The organism is Streptomyces albipurpureus (assembly GCF_023701525.1).
GTDB lineage: Bacteria > Actinomycetota > Actinomycetes > Streptomycetales > Streptomycetaceae > Streptomyces > Streptomyces albipurpureus.
The window spans coordinates 42,547-61,267 of record NZ_JAMQAW010000083.1 but is presented as its reverse complement, the minus strand read 5'-3'; the positions used below and the strand labels follow the sequence as shown (position 1 = coordinate 61,267).

At 70.6% G+C, this 18,721-nt stretch carries 16 protein-coding genes; 14 read left to right on the top strand and 2 right to left on the bottom strand.

The annotated features are described in order from the left end of the window. Positions 1-2: 2 nt before the first annotated feature. The 11 genes from NBG84_RS36450 to NBG84_RS36400 are packed head-to-tail and all read left to right on the top strand — an operon-like array spanning position 3 to position 11,691. Positions 3-1,277: a glycosyltransferase gene (locus NBG84_RS36450; protein WP_250923993.1), complete on the top strand. Its 1,275-nt coding sequence runs from the start codon at positions 3-5 to the stop codon at positions 1,275-1,277. After that, the gene (locus NBG84_RS36445; RefSeq protein WP_250923992.1) at positions 1,274-2,509 is read left to right on the top strand and encodes a class I SAM-dependent methyltransferase; all 1,236 of its coding nucleotides are present in this window, start codon (positions 1,274-1,276) and stop codon (positions 2,507-2,509) included. The genes NBG84_RS36450 and NBG84_RS36445 overlap by 4 nt, the downstream gene beginning before the upstream one ends. A gap of 13 nt (positions 2,510-2,522) precedes the next feature. Next, positions 2,523-3,362, top strand: coding sequence for a glycosyltransferase family protein (locus NBG84_RS36440; RefSeq protein ID WP_250923991.1), 840 nt, complete (start codon positions 2,523-2,525; stop codon positions 3,360-3,362). After that, positions 3,359-4,006 (top strand): PIG-L deacetylase family protein, encoded by a 648-nt coding sequence (locus NBG84_RS36435; RefSeq protein WP_250923990.1) that lies wholly within the window; start codon positions 3,359-3,361, stop codon positions 4,004-4,006. Before NBG84_RS36440 ends, NBG84_RS36435 begins: the two co-directional genes overlap by 4 nt. A gap of 3 nt (positions 4,007-4,009) precedes the next feature. Next, positions 4,010-5,035, top strand: coding sequence for an NAD-dependent epimerase/dehydratase family protein (locus NBG84_RS36430; protein ID WP_250923989.1), 1,026 nt, complete (start codon positions 4,010-4,012; stop codon positions 5,033-5,035). Next, on the top strand, positions 5,023-6,306 hold the full coding sequence (locus NBG84_RS36425) for a DUF4910 domain-containing protein (protein ID WP_250923988.1): 1,284 nt from the start codon (positions 5,023-5,025) through the stop codon (positions 6,304-6,306). The genes NBG84_RS36430 and NBG84_RS36425 overlap by 13 nt, the downstream gene beginning before the upstream one ends. Beyond that, positions 6,303-7,622 (top strand): MATE family efflux transporter, encoded by a 1,320-nt coding sequence (locus NBG84_RS36420; protein ID WP_250923987.1) that lies wholly within the window; start codon positions 6,303-6,305, stop codon positions 7,620-7,622. Before NBG84_RS36425 ends, NBG84_RS36420 begins: the two co-directional genes overlap by 4 nt. Then, positions 7,619-8,575, top strand: a complete 957-nt coding sequence (locus tag NBG84_RS36415) for a glycosyltransferase family 2 protein (protein WP_250923986.1) — start codon at positions 7,619-7,621, stop codon at positions 8,573-8,575. The genes NBG84_RS36420 and NBG84_RS36415 overlap by 4 nt, the downstream gene beginning before the upstream one ends. Next, entirely contained in the window at positions 8,572-9,810 is a 1,239-nt protein-coding gene (locus NBG84_RS36410; protein ID WP_250923985.1) for a polysaccharide pyruvyl transferase family protein, read from the top strand. The genes NBG84_RS36415 and NBG84_RS36410 overlap by 4 nt, the downstream gene beginning before the upstream one ends. Next, positions 9,807-10,358 (top strand): dTDP-4-dehydrorhamnose 3,5-epimerase, encoded by a 552-nt coding sequence (gene rfbC, locus NBG84_RS36405; RefSeq protein ID WP_250923984.1) that lies wholly within the window; start codon positions 9,807-9,809, stop codon positions 10,356-10,358. The genes NBG84_RS36410 and rfbC overlap by 4 nt, the downstream gene beginning before the upstream one ends. 7 nt (positions 10,359-10,365) lie before the next feature. After that, positions 10,366-11,691, top strand: coding sequence for a glutamate-1-semialdehyde 2,1-aminomutase (locus NBG84_RS36400; RefSeq protein WP_250923983.1), 1,326 nt, complete (start codon positions 10,366-10,368; stop codon positions 11,689-11,691). Between the two features lie 12 nt (positions 11,692-11,703). Here the strand turns inward: NBG84_RS36400 and NBG84_RS36395 are convergent, their stop codons facing one another. Then, complete coding sequence (locus NBG84_RS36395; protein WP_250923982.1) at positions 11,704-12,360, bottom strand: phosphatase PAP2 family protein; 657 nt, start codon at positions 12,358-12,360, stop codon at positions 11,704-11,706. A gap of 987 nt (positions 12,361-13,347) precedes the next feature. Between NBG84_RS36395 and NBG84_RS36390 the strand changes: the two genes are divergently transcribed. After that, complete coding sequence (locus NBG84_RS36390; protein ID WP_250923981.1) at positions 13,348-14,601, top strand: cytochrome P450 family protein; 1,254 nt, start codon at positions 13,348-13,350, stop codon at positions 14,599-14,601. A 151-nt stretch (positions 14,602-14,752) separates the two neighbouring features. Here NBG84_RS36390 and NBG84_RS36385 read toward each other — a convergent pair whose 3' ends face one another. Then, on the bottom strand, positions 14,753-15,829 hold the full coding sequence (locus tag NBG84_RS36385; protein WP_250923980.1) for an AraC family transcriptional regulator: 1,077 nt from the start codon (positions 15,827-15,829) through the stop codon (positions 14,753-14,755). A gap of 479 nt (positions 15,830-16,308) precedes the next feature. Between NBG84_RS36385 and NBG84_RS36380 the strand changes: the two genes are divergently transcribed. After that, entirely contained in the window at positions 16,309-17,286 is a 978-nt protein-coding gene (locus tag NBG84_RS36380; RefSeq protein WP_250923979.1) for a terpene synthase family protein, read from the top strand. Further along, positions 17,283-18,653: a cytochrome P450 gene (locus NBG84_RS36375; RefSeq protein WP_250923978.1), complete on the top strand. Its 1,371-nt coding sequence runs from the start codon at positions 17,283-17,285 to the stop codon at positions 18,651-18,653. Before NBG84_RS36380 ends, NBG84_RS36375 begins: the two co-directional genes overlap by 4 nt. The last annotated feature ends 68 nt before the right edge of the window (positions 18,654-18,721 follow it).

Below are 18,721 nucleotides of genomic sequence, written 5' to 3'. Positions count from 1 at the left end.
ACATGCACATCATCGTGGTGCACAACCGCTACTCCTCGGCGCAGCCGAGCGGGGAGAACAAGGTCGTCGACCAGGAGGTGGGGCTGCTGCGCGCGGCCGGCCACCGGGTCGAGCTGTTCGAGCGGCGCAGCGACGACATCGCCGCCCGGTCCCTGCTCGGGAAGGCCGCGCTGCCGCTGCTCGTGCCGTGGAACCCGACGGTCCGCGCGGAGCTCACGGCCCGGCTCCGCACCGAGCGGCCGGATGTGGTGCACGTCCACAACGTCTTCCCGCTCCTGTCACCCGCGGTGCTGGCCGCCTGCGCCGACGCCGGTGTACCCGCCGTCGCCACGCTGCACAACTACACCCAGGTCTGCCCGCCCGGCACACTGCAGCGGGACGGTCGGCCGTGCACCGAGTGCGTCGGGTCGGCGCCGCTGCCCGCCGTCCGGCACGGCTGCTACCGGAACTCCCGGCTGGCGACGGTACCGCTCGCGGTCAGCCTTCTCGTCAACCGGCGGCGGTGGTGGTCGGGTGTGGAGCGGTTCTTCTGCATCTCCGCGGCGCAGCGCGATGTGCTGGTGCGGGCGGGCATGCCACCGGAGCGGCTGGCGGTGAAGCACAACTTCGTGCCCGACCCGGGCGCCCGCCGATCGGGCGCCGGTGAGCATCTGCTCTATCTCGGCCGACTCGCGGAGGCCAAGGGCGTGCGGCTGCTGATGGCCGCGTGGGACGAGATCGCCGCGGAGGGCGGTGTGGGCGTGCCGCTCGTGATCGCCGGCGCGGGGCCGCTGGAGCAGGAGGTGACCGCCTGGGCGGCGGGCCGGGACGATGTGCGATACGTCGGCCTGTATGACGCGGCGCAGTGCCGGCAGGCCATCGCGCGGTCGGTCGCGGTGGTGGCTCCCTCGACGTGGCTGGAGGCGTTCGGTCTGGTGGTCGCGGAGGCGATGGCGGCTGGGGTCCCGGCCGTCGCCGCCGGTCACGGCGCGTTCGTCGAGCTCGTCGAGGACGGGGTGACCGGACTGCTGCACCGGCCGGGCGAGTCGGCCTCGCTCGCGTCCTGTCTGCGCCGGATCACGGCGGAGCCGGTCCGCAACGGGGAGATGGGCCAGGCGGCCCGGAACCGCTACGAGCGGGATTTCAGCCCGACCGTCGGGCTGGAGCGCCTGGTGGATGGGTACCGCACCGCGATCGCGGTGCGGTCAGGCGGCGGGGACAGCCCGCCGCCGTCAGGGGACGGAAGCACTGGCTCGCGGTGGGGCACCCGCGCGAGCGGAGATGGGGGCAGTAGATGACACGATGCCGACTCTGCGGCTCGGCGGCGCTGGCAAGCGTCGTCGACCTTGGAACGACCCCGCCGTGCGAGAGTTTCCTCGCCGCGGACCAACTGGATCAACCGGAGCCGTCGTACCCGCTGCACCTGCGGGTCTGCACCGACTGCTGGCTCGCGCAGATCCCTCCGCTGATCACTCCGGAGGAGACGTTCACGCAGTACGCGTACTTCTCCTCCTACTCGACCTCCTGGGTGGAGCACGCGCGCACCTTCGTCGACGGCGCCGTACAGCGGCTGGGCCTTGGCCCGGACGCCTTCGTGGTCGAGGTCGCGAGCAACGACGGGTACCTGCTGAAGCACCTGGTGGACCGCGGGGTCCGCTGCCTCGGCATCGAGCCGTCGGTGAACGTCGGCGCCTCGGCGCGGGACGCGGGTGTGCCCACGCTCACCGAGTTCCTGGACCCGGCCACCGGATCGGCCGTGCGCGCCGAACACGGCCCGGCGGACCTGGTCGTGGCCAACAACGTGTACGCGCACATCCCCGACGTGGTCGGGTTCACCCGGGGGCTTCGCGCCCTGGTCTCGGACGAGGGCTGGGTCTCCATCGAGGTGCAGCACCTGCTGACCCTGATCGAGAAGAACCAGTACGACACGATCTACCACGAGCACTTCCAGTACTACACGGTCGCGTCCGCGATCCGGGCGCTGGCGAGTGGCGGACTGACACTCGTGGACGTCGAACTGCTGCCCACGCACGGCGGCTCCATCCGGCTGTGGGCCCGGCCGACCGAGACGGCCGGTGAGCCGACCCGCCGGGTGGCCGACGTGCTGGACCAGGAGAAGGCCGCCGGGCTCCAGGAGCTGTCCGGGTACACCGAGTTCTCCGATCGGGTGGCCAAGGTGCGCCGGGACCTGCTGCGGTTCCTCATCGACGCGGCCGAGCGCGGGGAGACGGTCGTCGGCTACGGCGCCCCGGGCAAGGGCAACACCCTGCTCAACCACTGCGGCATCCGGCCCGACCTGCTCCCCTACACGGTCGACCGCAACCCCTACAAGCACGGCAGGTTCACCCCGGGCACCCGCATTCCGATCCTGTCGCCCGAGCAGATCAGCATCGACAAACCGGACTATGTGCTGGTCCTCCCCTGGAACCTGCGGGCCGAGCTGGTCGAGCAGCTGTCCTTCGTGCACGCCTGGGGCGGCCGGCTGGTCTTTCCCATCCCGGAACTGAGCATTGTCGAGGTCGCGTCGTGAGAGAGGTCACAGCATGAAGGTCGTACTGTTCTGCGGCGGTTACGGGCTGCGCATGCGCAACGGAGCGTCCGACGACGACATACCCAAGCCGATGGCCATGGTCGGCCCGCGGCCGCTGATCTGGCATGTCATGCGCTACTACGCGCACTTCGGGCACACCGAGTTCATCCTGTGCCTCGGATACGGGGCGCACCACATCAAGAACTTCTTCCTCAACTACGAGGAGACGACGTCCAACGACTTCGTGCTGAGCAACGGGCGGACCGAGCTGCTGTCCACCGACATCGCCTCCTGGAAGATCACGTTCGTGCAGACCGGTATCGAGTCACCCATCGGGGAGCGGCTGCGCCGGGTGCGGCACCATCTGGACGGCGACGAGATGTTCCTCGCCAACTACGCCGATGTGCTCACCGATGCCCCACTGCCGCAGATGATCGACCAGTTCGCCCGGCGCGACGCCGGTGCGTCGATGACGGTGGTGCCGCCGCAGTCCTCGTTCCACTGCGTGGAGCTGGGCGAGGACGGACTGGTAGGAGGAATCACCGCGGTGAGCGAACTGCCGCTGTGGGAGAACGGCGGCTACTTCGTGCTCCGTCAGGAGGTCTTCGACCACATCCCCGAGAACGGGGACCTGGTCGCCGACGGATGCGCCCAACTGGCCAAGCGCGGCCGGTTAGTGGCGTACCAGCACCGGGGCTTCTGGAAGCCGACCGACACCGTGAAGGAGCGGGCCGCGCTCGACACCGCCTACACCCGGGGCGATCGCCCGTGGGCCGTGTGGGAACGGGACGGCGCGGGGGCGGGGGCGTACCAGCACGGCAGCGGGGACGGCGCCGCGGTGAGGACCGGGTGATCCGGCTCGGGACCGGGCGCCTGGAGCGGCTCGTCGCGGTCGGCGCGCACTGCGACGACATCGCCATCGGCGCCGGCGGCACCCTGCTGACGATGTGCCTCGCGCGGCCGGGCATCCGCGTCGACGCGCTGGTGCTCTCCGGCGGTGGCGGCGACCGGGAGCAGGAGGAGCGGGCCGCGCTCGCCGCCTTCTGCCCGGGTGCCGAACTGCGGCTGACGGTGCTCGAACTGCCGGACGGCAGGCTGCCGACACACTGGGCCGAGGCCAAGGCCGCGGTCGAGGAGCTGCGTGGACGCAGCGAGCCCGATCTCGTGCTGGCCCCGCGTACCGACGACGCGCACCAGGATCACCGCGGCCTGGCGAAGCTGATACCCACCGCGTTCCGCGACCACCTCGTGCTCGGCTACGAGATCGCCAAGTGGGACGGCGATCTCGGCCGTCCGTCGGCGTACCAGCCGCTGTCGCCCCAGATCGCCGAGCGGAAGGTGCAGTTGCTGCAGGAGCACTACCCCTCGCAGCGGCACCGGCCCTGGTACGACCGGGAGGCCTTCCTCGGCCTCGCTCGAATCCGCGGCATCGAATGCCACGCGCGCTATGCCGAGGCGTTCGCCGTCACCAAACTCACTCTCAATCTAGGGGAATGAACCTTGCGCGTTTTGCTGACCGGACACCAGGGCTACTTGGGCACCGTGATGGCCCCGATACTCAACGCCGCCGGGCACGAAGTCGTCGGCCTTGACGCCGGTCTGTTCGCCGACTGCGTGCTGGGCCCGCCGCCCGCGGACCCGCCGGGGCATCGGGTGGACCTGCGCGACGTCACGGCCGAACACGTGGCCGGGGTGGACGCGGTGATCCACCTGGCCGCGCTGTCCAACGACCCGCTGGGAGCGCTGGCGCCCGACCTCACCTACGACATCAACCACCACGCGTCCGTGCGGCTGGCCCGGCTGGCCCGCGACGCCGGAGTGCGACGCTTCCTCTACGCGTCGACCTGCTCGGTCTACGGCGCCGCCGGCGGTGGCGACCTGGTGTCCGAGGACGCCTCGCTGCGCCCGGTGACACCGTACGCGGAGTCCAAGGTGCGGGTGGAGGACGACCTGCACGCGCTGTCCGACGGTGACTTCAGCCCGGTGTTCATGCGCAACGCCACCGCCTTCGGCTACTCGCCCCGACTGCGCGCCGACATCGTGCTGAACAACCTGGTGGGCCACGCGCTGCTGTCCGGCGAGGTGTTGGTGCTCTCCGACGGCACGCCCTGGCGCCCGTTGGTGCACGCCGTCGACATCGCACGGGCCTTCGCGGCCGCGCTGGTCGCGCCGCGGGAGGCGGTGCACGACCGGGCGTTCAACATCGGCAGCGAGGTCAACAACGTCACGGTCGCCGAGATAGCCGAGCAGGTCGCCGATGCGGTGTCCGGCTCAAAGGTGGTGATCACCGGGGAGAACGGTGCCGATCCGCGGTCGTACCGGGTGGACTTCTCCCGGTTCCGCGCCGCGGTGCCCGGCTTCGACTGCGAGTGGACGGTGCAGCAGGGCGCGCTCGAACTCGCCGACGCCTACCGGAAACACGGGCTGACCCGGGAGGACTTCGAGCGACGCTTCACCCGGCTGGCCGTACTGCGCGCGGCGTCCGGCACCGGCCCCGTCGACGACACCCTGCGGTGGCGCCGATGACCGCGGCGGGCGAGCAGATGCACGCACTGGTGGAGCGGCTGTACCCGCTGTGCCGGAGCATCACGGGCGACGGTGTGCGCGCCACCCTGGAGATCGTCGGCGAGTACATTCCGCTTCAGTTGCACGAGGTGCCGACGGGGACCCAGGTGCTCGACTGGACGGTGCCACAGGAGTGGAACATCCGGGACGCGTATATCGCCGACACCGCGGGCAACCGGGTCGTCGACTTCGCCGAGTCCAGCCTGCACGTACTCGGCTACAGCCTGCCGGTGTCGGCGACCATGCCGCTGGCCGAGCTGCGTGGACACCTGTACACCCTGCCGGACCACCCGACCTGGGTGCCGTACCGCACCAGCTACTACAAGCCGGCGTGGGGGTTCTGCCTGGCCCAGGAGACCTTGGACGCGCTGCCGGACGACGAGTACGAGGTGCGCATCGACTCCACCCTCGCGGATGGCCACCTCACCTACGCCGAGCACGTGGTCCCCGGGCAGGTCGCCGACGAGGTGATCGTCTCCTGCCATGTCTGCCACCCCTCGCTGGCCAACGACAATCTGGCCGGGATCGCGGTGGCGGTGTTCCTGGCCCGGGCGCTGGCGGAGCGAACGCCCTGGTACACCTACCGGTTCCTGTTCGCGCCCGGCACCATCGGCGCGATCACCTGGCTGGCCCGCAACGCGGAGCGGGTGGAGCAGGTCAAGCACGGCCTGGTGCTGGCCTGCGCCGGTGACTCGGGTCGGCTGACGTACAAGCGGAGCAGGCGCGGCGACGCGGAGATCGACCGGGTGATGCGGCATGTGCTGGCGGCCTCCGACCGCCCGCACCACGTCGCCGAGTTCACTCCGTACGGCTACGACGAGCGGCAGTTCTGCTCGCCCGGGTTCAATCTCGGCGTGGGCTCGCTCAGTCGGACCCCTTACGCCGGATACCCCGAATACCACACCTCGGCGGACAATCTGGACTTCGTCTCCCCTCAGGCGATGGCGGACACCCTCGCCGTCTGCCGTGAGGCCTTCGCCGTGCTTGACCGCAACCGGCGGTACGTCAACCTCAGCCCCTACGGCGAACCACAGCTGGGTCGGCGTGGGTTGTACGACTCGCTCGGCGGCCGCAGCGACGCGAAGCAGGCCCAGATGGCCATGCTCTGGGTGCTCAACCTCTCCGACGGCGAGCACAGCCTGCTGGATGTCGCCGAGCGGTCCGGGCTGCCGTTCGACACCGTCGCCGTCGCCGCCGACGCCCTGGGCGCCGCCGGGCTGATCAAGGCATGACGCCGATGACCACCGACGGGGAGAAGGCGACGACCTCGGCGGCCCGGGCCGCGCCCGCCCGGCCCACCGCCAAACGGGCCATCGTCGGCCGGCTGTCCTGGGGACTGGCCGACCAAGCGGTCTGCAGCATGACCAACTTCGCGGTGGGCATCTGTGTGGCACGCTCGCTGGGACTGGCCGCGTTCGGCGTGTTCAGCCTGGCCTGGGTGACCTACGGCGTGGTGCTCAGCGTCTCCCGCGGGCTGGCCACCGACCCGCTGGTGGTCCGCTTCAGCGGCGTGCCGGTCGCGTCCTGGCGCGCGGCGGCGGCCCGGTCGTCGGGTACCGCGCTCGGCGTCGGTGTCGCCATCGGCTCGGTGTGTCTGGTGGTCGGGCTGGGCCTCGGCGGCCGGGTGGGACCCGCGTTCGCCGCCCTCGGCATCATGCTGCCGGGGCTGCTGCTCCAGGACGCCTGGCGGTTCTCGTTCTTCGCCGCCGGCACCGGGCGGAAGGCCTTCGTCAACGACCTGCTGGGGGGCGTCGCGCTCATCCCGGCCATGCTGGTGGCGGCCCGCGTGGGCAGTGTGGCCGCCTTTGTGTTCGCCTGGGGCGCGGCCGCCGCGGTGGCCGCGGGGTACGGCTGCCTCCAGTCCGGTATCCGGCCCCGGTTGACCGGAGCTCGCGAGTGGATCCGCGAGCACCGGGACCTCGGCTACCGGTATCTGGTCGAGAACGTCGGCGTCAGCGGCGCGGCCCAACTGCGGGCGTACGGACTGGGCTTGATCGTCGGGGTCAGCGCGGTGGGAGTGGTCCGGGGCGCCGAGCTCCTGCTCGGCCCGTTCCTCGCCGTGCTGATGGGGCTCTCGCTGGTCACCGTCGCGGAGGCGGCACGGGTGTTGCGGCAGGCCCCGCACCGGCTGGGCGCGTTCTGCCTGCTGCTCGGCGGCGCGCAGGCCGCCGCCGCACTGCTCTGGGGCGCGGCGCTGCTGCTGGTGCCGGACCACGTCGGCGAGCTGGTGCTCGGCGATGTCTGGCACTCCGCCTCGGAGCTCATCGTGCCGGCCACCCTCGGCGTCGTGGGCGCCAGCCTCGGCGTCGGCGCGGCGGCCGGGCTGCGCGCACTCGCCGCGGCCCGGCGCAGCCTGCGCTGCCAGCTGTTCGCCTCCGCCTGCTATGTCAGCGGTGGGCTCGGCGGAGCGGCCGTGGCCGGCACGGTCGGCTCGGCCTGGGGTGTGGCCGCCGCGACGTTGAGCGGCTCGGCCGTGTGGTGGCTCCAGCTGCGATCCGCCCTACGCGAGCACCACCAGAACACCATCCGCGAAGTGAGGACGTCATGACTGGTTTTCGCCGCATTCCCCGGCTGAGCATCGGCCTGCCCGTGTACAACGGCGAGGAGTACCTCGCGGAGGCCCTGGACGCCCTGCTCGGCCAGACCTATGAGGACTTCGAGCTGGTCATCTCCGACAACGCCTCGGCCGACGGGACCCAGGGCATCTGCCGCCGGTACGCCGCACGGGACTCGCGCATCCGGTACATCCGGCTGCCCCGGAACATCGGTGCCGCGCCGAACCACAACCAGGTGTTCACCGAGTGCCGTGGCGAGCTGTTCAAGTGGGCCTCGCACGACGACCTCTACGCCCGGGACCTGCTGCGGCGCTGTGTGGAGGCGCTGGACGAGCAGCCTGACATGATCCTCGCGCACAGCGGCCAAGCGGTCATCGACGGCGACGGCCAGGTGAAGGTCCCCTACGAGTACGGGCTCACCACCGACTCGCCGCACGCGCCGGAGCGCTTTCGCAGTCTGCTGTTCGAGCCCGGTGGCGACGACTTCTACGGGGTGATGCGGGCTGATGTGCTGCGCCGGGTGAAGCCGCACGACAGCTACCACCACGCGGACCGCACATTCGTCGCCGAGATCGCCCTGCACGGACCCTTCCACCAGGTGCCGGAGCTGCTGTACTTCCGCCGCGACCACCCCACCCGCGCCGAGCGGGCGAACCCGGGCAAGCGCTCCCGATGCGTCAACCTGGACCCGCGCCGGGCAGGCCCGCTGCACCCGACGCCCCGGCTGCTCGCCGAGTACGTCTGGGGCTTCGTCTCGACGATCCGGCGGGCGCCGTTGTCGCCGGCCGACCGGCGCGCGTGCCACCGCCATCTGGCCGCCTGGATGGCGAGCCGGGTCCGGCCTGGCGCCGGCGAGCGGGTCGAGGACCGCGCCCCGGTCGACCCGGACCGGCTCGCCTTCTCCGTCGACGCCCTCGTCGCCGGCCGTGACGGGAGGCGGGCGTGAGGTCCGGCAACGGGACTCCGGCGCGCGTCGGGGTGTTCGGCCTCCTCGGCTCCGGGAACCTCGGCAACGACGGGTCGCTTGAGGCCGTGCTCGGGTACCTACGCGCCGAGCACCCCGACGCGGTCGTGGACGCGCTGTGCGGCGTACCCGAGGTCGTCGCGACCCGGTACCGGATCCCCGCGACGCGGCTGCACTGGTACCGCGGGGAGTACCGGACCGCGTCGCGTGCGGGCGCGATCGCGGGGAAGGGCCTGGGCAAAATCGTCGACGTCTTCCGCACCGCCGCCTGGGTGCGCCGGCACGATGTGGTGATCGTGCCGGGCATGGGCGTCCTGGAGGCCACCCTGCCGCTGCGTCCGTGGGGCTTCCCCTACTCGCTGTTCCTGCTCAGCGCGACCGGCCGGCTGTTCGGCACCCGGGTCGCGCTGGTCAGCGTCGGCGCCGCCGCGATCAGCCGCCGGCCTACCCGAGCCCTGGTGAGCTGGTCGGCACGGCTGGCCACCTACCGGTCGTACCGGGACGCCCAGTCCCGCGACGCCATGCGGGCGATGGGTGTGGACACCTCGCGCGACGAGGTCTACCCGGACCTCGCGTTCGCCCTGCCCACCCCGCAGGTCAGCGCACCCCCGGGCCCACCGGGCCGGGTCTGCGTGGGGGTGATGGCCTTCCACGGCGGTAACGACGACCGCGCCAGGGCGGACGAGATCTACCGGCGCTACCTCGACGGGACGACCCGCTTCGTCCGTGCGCTGGTCGAGGACGGCAGGCCGGTCCGGCTGCTCACCGGCGACGAGGTCGATGTGTCGGTGGTCGCCGCGATCCTGGAGGCGGTGGACTCGCCGCTGGTCACCGCTGCCGAGACGTCCTCGCTCGCCGATCTGATGAAGGAGATGGCGGCCGCCGACACCGTGGTGGCGACCCGCTACCACAACCTGGTCTGCGCGCTGAAGGTCGGCACGCCGACACTCGCGCTCAGCTATGCGGCAAAGAGCGACGCGCTCATGGCCCAGATGGGTCTTGCCGCGTACTGCCACCCGGCTCGCGAGGTCGACGCCGACCGGCTGCTTGAGCAGTTCCGGGCGCTGGAGCGGAGTTCGGCGGAGCTACGGCGGACCCTGACCGAGCGGAACGCGGTCGCCACCCGGCGCCTTGCGCACCAGTTCACCGCCTTGACCGCGGCCCTGTTCCCGGCGACCGACCACACCCCCACCCACGCCCTGCGGAAGGCCCCATGAAGGCGACCCCAATCCCCTCGATCGTCGGCGCGTACCTGTTCGAACCGACGCCGTACGCCGACGAGCGCGGCTTCTTCTGCCGGACCTTCGACGCTGACGTGGTCCGCTCGGTGGGCCTGGACCCGGACGCCTTCGTCCAGGCCAGTGTGTCCCGCTCGGTCGCGGGGGTGCTGCGCGGGCTGCACCTGCGTTCCGGAGCCGGCGAGGCCAAACTGGTGCGGTGCTCGTACGGGGAGGTCTTCGATGTCGTCGTGGACCTGCGGGCGGACTCGCCGACCTACCGCAACCGGGCCTTCTTCGAGCTGTCCGGCGAGACCCAGTCGACCCTGTACATCCCGGCGGGGTGCGCTCACGGCTTCCAGGCGCTGACCGAAACCGCCGATGTCTCGTACCGGATCGACCGCCCGCACGATCCGGCCGAGGACGTGACGATCGCCTTCGACGACCCGGAGCTCGCCATTCCCTGGCCGCTGCCGGTCACATCGATGTCCCAGCGGGACCGGGAGGCGCCGAGCCTCGCCGAGGTCCTCCAGCAAAAGGAGAGGTGAGGTCAGCGTGGACACCGAAGAGTTCCTCCTGCCCCGTTCGCGGCTGGCGAACGAGCGGCTGCACGCCATGGTCCCCGGGGGCGCGCACACCTACGCCAAGGGCGATGACCAGTACCCCGAGAACCTGGCCCCGGTCATCAGCCACGGTCACGGTGCCCATGTGTGGGACATCGACGGCAACCGCTACATCGAGTACGGCTCCGGCCTGCGGTCGGTCAGCCTCGGCCACGCCCACCCCCGCGTGATCGAGGCGGTGCGGCGGGAACTCGACCGCGGCAGCAACTTCGTCCGGCCATCGATCGTGGAGGTCCAGGCCGCGGAACGCTTCCTTGCCACCGTGCCGACCGCCGAGATGGTGAAGTTCGCGAAGAACGGCTCCGACGCCACCACCGCCGCGGTGCGCCTGGCCCGCGCCGTCACCGGGCGGTTGCGGGTGGCCATCTGCGGCGACCATCCGTTCTACTCCGTCGACGACTGGTTCATCGGCACCACGCCGATGTCCGCCGGTGTCCCGGCGGCGACCACCGAGCTCACCGTGGCGTTCCCCTACGGTGACCTGGCCGCCACCGAGGCGCTGCTCACCCGGTACCGGGACGAGGTCGCCTGTCTGATCCTCGAACCCGCCACCCACACCGAGCCGCCTCCCGGCTACCTCGCCGGTCTGCGCGAGCTGGCCGACCGGCACGGCTGCGTACTGGTCTTCGATGAGATGATCACCGGCCTGCGCTGGTCCGAGGCGGGCGCGCAGGGCCTGTACGGCGTCGTCCCCGACCTCTCCACGTTCGGCAAGGCGCTGGGCAACGGTTTCGCTGTCTCCGCGCTGGCCGGGCGCCGCGATCTCATGGAGCGGGGCGGGCTGCGCCACTCCGGAGACCGGGTGTTCCTGCTGTCCACCACGCACGGTGCGGAAACCCACTCCCTGGCCGCCGCGATGGCCGTGCTCACCACCTACGTCGAGGAGGGTGTCACCGCGCGACTGCACGCCATCGGCGAGCGGTTGGCCGCCGGTATCCGGGACGCCGCGGCCAGCATGGGCGTCGGCGACCACATCGTCGTCCGGGGCCGGGCCAGCAATCTGGTCTTCGCCACCCTCGACGAGAACCGGCGGCCGTCACAGCGGTACCGCACCCTGTTCCTGCGCCAGCTCCTCACGGGCGGGGTGCTCGCCCCCTCGTTCGTGGTGAGCAGCGCGCTGGACGACGCCGACATCGAACACACCGTCGACACGGTGGCCCAGGCCTGTGCGGTGTACCGGAAGGCGCTGGACGCCGGGGACCCCAGCCCCTGGCTGGCCGGGCAACCGGTGAAGCCCGTGTTCCGCCGCTTGGCATGAGGTGACGTGACGTCAGCGGCGCTTGCGCCGACTGGCGTCAGCCATCCAGTCGACCAGCCACCCGCTCGCCGGGACCACCGCCAGCGCGGTGCACCAGCCGCCGAGGGCATCGGTCGGGTAGTGCGCCCCCAGAGCGACTTGCGCCCAGCCCATGGCGGCGCCGGCAACCAGCGCCGCCACGAGCACGAGTGAGGTGCCGGCCGTCCTGCCGAGGCCGAGCCAGCCGGTCGCGAGCAGCGCCGCCATGAGGGCGAACGCCGTGAGGAAGGCGGTGTGCCCGCTCGGGTAGGACAGGTGGTCGCCGTGGATGGTGCGCCCCACCACAGGCTTGATCAGCGTCGTCGCCGCCACGGTCAGGCCGGAGCCGGCAACGACGAGCACCGCCGCGCGAGGTCGCCGAAGCAGCAGACAACCCGTCACGGCGACCCCGACCAGCAGCACCGCCCCGGCGGGCTCCGCCAGGAAGTCGATGGCCAGAGCGACATCCCGCCAGGGCGGCCGGGCACCGTCCACCGCCGACTGGATCCACGCGTCCACCGTGCCGGGCCGGCTGTCGCCGGCGTACAGGACCCCGAGCACGACGACCACCAGGGTGGCGAGGGCCGCGATCGGCGCGAGGCACGCGCGCAGCGATACGGGCAGCACCGCGGGCGCCGGCCGGCCGCTCACCCGCCCACCGCGTCCGGTCGACCGGCGGAAGCCCGCACTTCAGCACCGGACCTGACCGCGCCGCGACCCCCGACATGGTGGCGGTCGTGCCGGACACTTGGCTGACGACCGAGACGCGCAAGAGCCCGCACACCGTCGAAGACCATCCGGTGGATGCGATGCACCTCCTCTTCCCATCGGTACCCATGACGCCATGCCAGCCGGCGCTACCGCGATGGCGCGCTCCCGGGAACTGCCCGCTGGCGCCGCCGACATGGCCGGGTCCGTGCGGATGCCGCGGGCTGTGCGGCTGGACCGAGCAGGACGGCGAACATGTCAGACGCGAACAGGGCAGCGCCGGCTTCCCGGCCCGCTCCGGCCGAACACTCCCACGCCACTGGACGCCGGTCGCCGCGGCCTTCGGCGTCCGTTGGCGCCGACACACCGCCAACGTGCCCCCGTCGTCTCAGACGTGACCCGTGTGGAAGCCGTCGGTCTGCGCCGCCCCGCACTCGCCAGTCTGTCCACCACCCGGTCAAGGGCAGCGCAATCATTCGCCACTTGCCACCCTAACCAACAATCCTGTCCCGTCACACCGTGGCAGTTCATCCGGCTCCCTTCTGTGCTGAGCGGGAGCTCGTCGGAACCTGTCGGGAGCACACCAACACCCATGGCGGTCCCACGCGGGAGGCAGCTCAGGCCTTCTGGACGGTCCACAGCGGGTGGACAGGTCAGGAGACGGCCGCTGAAGGGACCTGGGAATCTGGATCTGACCCCGCACAGAAGGTCACACCGACAGGGAACACACATACGGCTTTCGAAGTATGAACGCACATATGTGCGGGTGGCGGATTCGTCACCGTTGCCAGGTTCCGGATCGGCGCGTAAAAGAGGTGGGGACAAGCGCGACGAGCCACGACGGCCGGCGGCTCGGTTCGGGGCTTTCCGCATCCGGCGAAGGCCGCTGCGACACGTGCCCCGAGGCACAACAGCCGAGAGGACCACCCTATGACCGCTCTGTCCGACTCCCCGTGCCCCGTCATCGATCCCACCGCCCGCGCCGCCCACGCAGAGGCGGCCGCCCTGCGGGCCATGGGCCCGGCGACACCGGTCGAACTCCCGGGAGGTGTCCGCGCCTGGTCGGTCACGCGCCACAGCGTCATCCAGAAGCTGACCAGCGACCCCCGTGTCTCCCGTGACCCGCGGCGGCACTGGCCCGGCATCGCCGACGTACCCCAGGGCTGGCCGCTCGCCGTCTCCTGCCTCATGCAGAACTTCCTGAACGCCTACGGTGAGGAACACCGCAAGCTGCGCCGCCGGATGGCCCCGTCGTTCTCACCCCGGCGGGTTGAGGCGCTGCGGCCGCAGATCCAGTCGACCGCGGACCGACTGATCGACGCACTCGACGCCCTGGAGCGCGGAGAGAGCACCGATGTCCGGCGTGCGCTCTCCCTGCCCCTGACCATGACGGTCATCTGCGACCTCTTCGGGGTCCCCGACTTCCTACGGGAAAGGCTCGGCGCCTCGATCGACGCGCTGATGGACACCACGGCCGACCCCGAACAGGGACAGGCCCGCCTGGGCGAACTCAACACCCGGCTGGTCGAGTTGCTGGCGTACAAGAAGGCACACCCGAGTGCCGACTTCACCAGTGATCTGCTGGCCCCGGCCGCGGACGGGGAGGCGCCGCTGACAGATGGGGAATTGCTCGACCATCTCTTCCTCATGCTCGCGGCGGGATACGAGACCGCCGTCAACCTCATCACCAGCGCCGTCCACGCCCTGCTCTCCCAACCCGAACACCTCGCCCTCGTCCGTCTGGGCACCATCGGCTGGGACGACGTCATCGAGGAGACGCTGCGCCACAACGGCCCGATCATGCACCACCCGATGCGTTACGCCATCGAGGACATCGACCTCGGCGAGGGCGTTGTCATCCGCAGGGGCGAGCCGGTCATCATCGCCTTCGCCGCCGCCGGACGCGATCCCGGGATTCACCCCGAGCGCCCCGACGCCTTCGACCCCACCCGTGCCGGGAAGGACCATCTCGCCTTCGGCCACGGCCCTCACTTCTGCCTCGGCGCCCACCTCGCCCGTCTGGAAACCCGCATCGCCCTCACCACTCTCTTCGAGCGCTTCCCCCACCTCGCCCTCGCCCACCCCGACCAGCCCCCGCTCCCGGTCCCCTCGCTCTCCCTCAACGGCCCCGCACAACTTCACGTCGTCCCCCACCCGCGCCAAACCCCGGCAACCGGCGGATGACTCAACCCGTCCGAGCGGCGCGGACGGCACCCTCGGCACTGCGGCAGAGGCAGAAGGAACAACCTCGCCATGGGTATCCGGAAGCGCCTCGGCCGTACGCGCCGGGGTCCACGCGCCCAAGGAACACAGCAACGGAACGGCGGCGAACACGCTACGAGCCGTCCTGCCCGCGCCGTTGCCGCGATGGGTGGTTCACCGGCTGGAGGCGCTCCCCGCCGGGTTGGGGCACCCCTCCGAAGGCGGCGGCGACCGATCGTTCGACTTCGTCGCGGTCCCGTGGCGCGCGAGCCGCGTCGCGGAAGCGTTTGGGGGCGACTCCGGTCTCCCGTTTGAAGGCGTGGCTGAAGGCACTCTCCGAGGCGTAGCCGAGGGAGAGCGCCAGTTCCGACAGCGGTGTGTCGTCATCCAGCAGGGCCTGTTCGGCCAGGCGCATGCGCCATTGGTGGAGGTAGGTGAGCGGTGGTACGCCTGCGACGGAGGTGAAGGCTCCGGCGAAGGCGCTGCGGGACATGGCCGCCGCCCGGGCGAGTTCGGTCAGCTGCCAGGCCCGGCCGGGATCGGTGTGCATCAGGTGCAGGGCCGGGGCGATGCGTTCGTCGGCGAGGGCGCGGAGCCAGCCGGCGGGATAGGACTCGCTCCGGGCGAGATAGGCGCGCAGGACGTGGGCGAAGACCAGTTGGGAGAGGTGCTCGGTCACATAGTTCCCCCCTGGACGGTCGGAGCTCATTTCGCACAGCACCTGTTCGAGGAGCCAGCACAGCGTGGGTGCCTCCTGACCGTCACGGGGCAGGTGAATCACCGGGGGCAACACCTGGAGCAGCAAGTCCTCGCCCGCGGTGTTCAGTTCGAAATGGGCCCCGATCGATAACACTTCGATGATGCCCTCGTCCCCGGCGTGGGCGGAGAGGTGGGGGGAGGTCCCCAGCAGTGCCAGTGCGTCCTGCGGGGGCACGGACGGATCGGCGGCCAGGACGTAGGGCAGACCTCCGCTGAAGGCCACCACATCCCCCGTCTCCAGCAACACCGGTCGCTCGTCGCCGTCGACCGTCAGCCAGGTGACGCCGCGCAACACGGCGTGGACCTTGAGTCTGCCGGGGGCCGGAAACCTCAGGGCCCAGGCTCCCCCGGCGGTGAGACCGCGAGCGAGTACGCAGCGGGCACCGGTGACCTTGAGGGTGCGGGTGAGCTGGTCAGGATTGGTCGATCCCAGATACGGCGGTGCACCCATGGAAGGACTCTGGCGCAACTTATCCGGACTGGCAAGCATTTACCGAAAACGGCGGCCAGCGCATTCTGGATAGGTCGCGGGACTGTGACCGGCAAGCGGCTCAGTACATAAGGAATCCCTTCGTTGTTCGTACATATATCCAGCCCACGCGTATTCGAGGATCTGCTGACCGGCGGTCCCCGGATTCTCCTTTCTCCGTGGCGCCCATATCGCCAGAACAGGGAGTGGCTCCGGCCGTCGAGCACCCAGAGGGAAGGCCGCTTCACGCGACGTTGAGACGAAGTGGCACAGAGCCGCCTCCGGTATGGGCGTCGGTTCGCTGCGGACTCCGACTGCCAGGAGGTGCCGTTCAGGAGATCTGGTGTCACCCGTGGGCAGGCCGTCGGGACGCGGGGCGTTGGGGTCGCCGTCCGGTGAGCCTGAGTCCGCGGGGACCGTCCGGAGTTGATCGACGCCGACCACTCTGTGAGGAAGAAGCCGTGCCCAGAGGTATCGATCTTCATATTCCGTTCCCGCGTCGGATCAGTCGTGATGTCGACCGCGCGAGGGATCAGCACCTTCACTGGCCGCGGTCGCATGGCCTCCTGGAGGGCGAGGAGGTCGTCAGAAGGCATGCGGGAGCCCGCTACGCGGAGTTGGCGGCACGTTTCTATCCCGACGCGGTCGGCGAGGAACTCGATCTCGGCGTCGACCTGATGAGCTGGTTCTTCCTGTTCGACGACACCTTTGACGGGCCGGATGGTGAGGACCCCGCCAGGGCTGGGCTCCTCGTTGAAAGCGTCACCCAGGTCCTGCGGCGCCCGGCGACACCCGCCGATCCCCCCGCGGTCCGGGCGTTCTCCGATCTATGGCGGCGGAGCTGTGACGGTATGTCCCCTCAGTGGCGTCAGCGCGCCGCGGAGCATTGGCGCACCTATCTCTCCGGCTACGTCCTGGAGGCGAATCACCGGCAGCTCGGCCTCATGCCCACGGTCGAGGAGCATCTACTGCTGCGCCGGGAGACCATCGGCGTCTATCCGACCGTGGACCTGGCCGAGCGGATCGGCGGTTTCGAGGTGCCTGAGCATGTCTACGCCGACGGCCGTCTGACGGCGATGCGGCATATCGCGGCAGAAGTGGACACCATCCACAACGATCTCTGCTCGGTGGAGAAGGAGGAGGCCCGCGGGGAGATCCACAATCTGCTGCTGATCTTGGAGCGGCAAGGGTGCACTCGCGCCGAGGCCGTCGAGGAGATGCGCCGGATGATCCGCTCCCGCACGGAACGATTCCTGGTTCTGGAAACCGGACTGACCGGCCTGTGCGACAGCTTCCGCCTCACGGAGGCGCGGCGCGTGTCGGTCCACCGCTTCGCCGACGCTCTGCGAGCCGTCATGCGGGGCGACTACGACTGGGCCGAGCAGTCCGGCCGCTATGCGACCGAGAACACCCCCCGCGAGCAGGAGACCGCACCATGACAGCACCCACCGCACAGGAATCACCACGTCTGATTCCCGTGGCCCGGGGAAATCTCCCGGCCCTGGGGCACGCCTACCAACTCTGGCGCCACACCCTTCCATTCCTGGACTCCCTCCGTTCCTATGGAGGCGTCGTCCGTATCAACATCGGAACGCTGCCGGTGTATATGGTCACCGATCCCGAACTGACACGCAGAGTACTCACCTCCGAATCCCGCTACTTCGAGACCGGAGGCCGCATGGGTGACAATCTCGCGCTGATCTTCGGCAATGGAGTCGGCACGATCAACGGTGCGGGGCACCTGCGTCAACGGCGCATTCTTCAGCCGTTGTTCAACCGGTCGTACATCACGGCCCATTCCGATGTGTTGGCGGATGCCGTCCGGGGGCGTGTCTCCGGCTGGCGGGACGGTGCCCCCTTCGAAGCCGCCGCTGAAATGGACCGGATCATGGTGGCCGCGTTCCTGAAGACCCTGTTCGGGCCCACGCTCCCCGCGCCGAGGGAAGAGGAGTTCTACCGGCTGCTGCGGACCCTGATGAAAGGGGTCATGCGCAAGACGGTCGCACCGTCCTGGGCGAACCGGGTCATGGTCACCGCCAACCGGGAGTTCGACCGCGCCCTGGCCCGGCTTCGGGGGATCGTCGGCTCCCTCATCCGCGAGGGTCGAGAGAATCCGGGGACGGTGGGAGGGGTCTTCCAGGCCATGCTGGCGGCACGGGACCCCGACACAGGTGAGGGGATGACCGACGCTCAGATCGTGGACGAGGCCGTCACCATGCTGGGCACCACCGGCGAAGCGCCGGGAACCGCCCTCGCGTGGGCGCTGCACGAGATCAGCCGGAACCCGGGGATCCAGCGGCGGGTGCAGAGCGAGGTGGACGCGGCGTGTTGGGGCCGGTCGCCTGCCCACGCCGATCTGGCATCCCTGGAGTACACCCGCCGCGTCCTCACCGAGACCATGCGCCATCACGGGCCCGGTTATCTCTTCACCCGCTGGACCACCGCACCGGTCGACCTGGGCGGCTACCTGATTCCCGCGCACGCCAATGTCGCCTACAGCCAGTACATCGTCCACCACGACCCTGCCGTCTTCCCGGACCCGCAGCGCTTCGACCCGGATCGCTGGCTGCCGAACGCACTCGCCGTGCCCCGCTCGTCCTATCTCCCCTTCGGGCTCGGCAGCCGCCAGTGTCTCGGTGAGAACTTCTCCTGGACCGCGATGCTCCTCACCGTCGCCGAGATCGCCGGCCGCTGGGATCTCCACCCCCACCGCAACCGCCCGGTGAGACCCGTCGCCAGCACCACCGTCCGCCCCCACCACCTGACGCTCACCCCACGCGCGCGAACCGCCTGCCCCGCCGCCTGAGCCCGATCCGCAGCCCGGCGCCAGTCGACGACCGCCCGCGCACAGCCCGACCACTCCACGAGGACAGT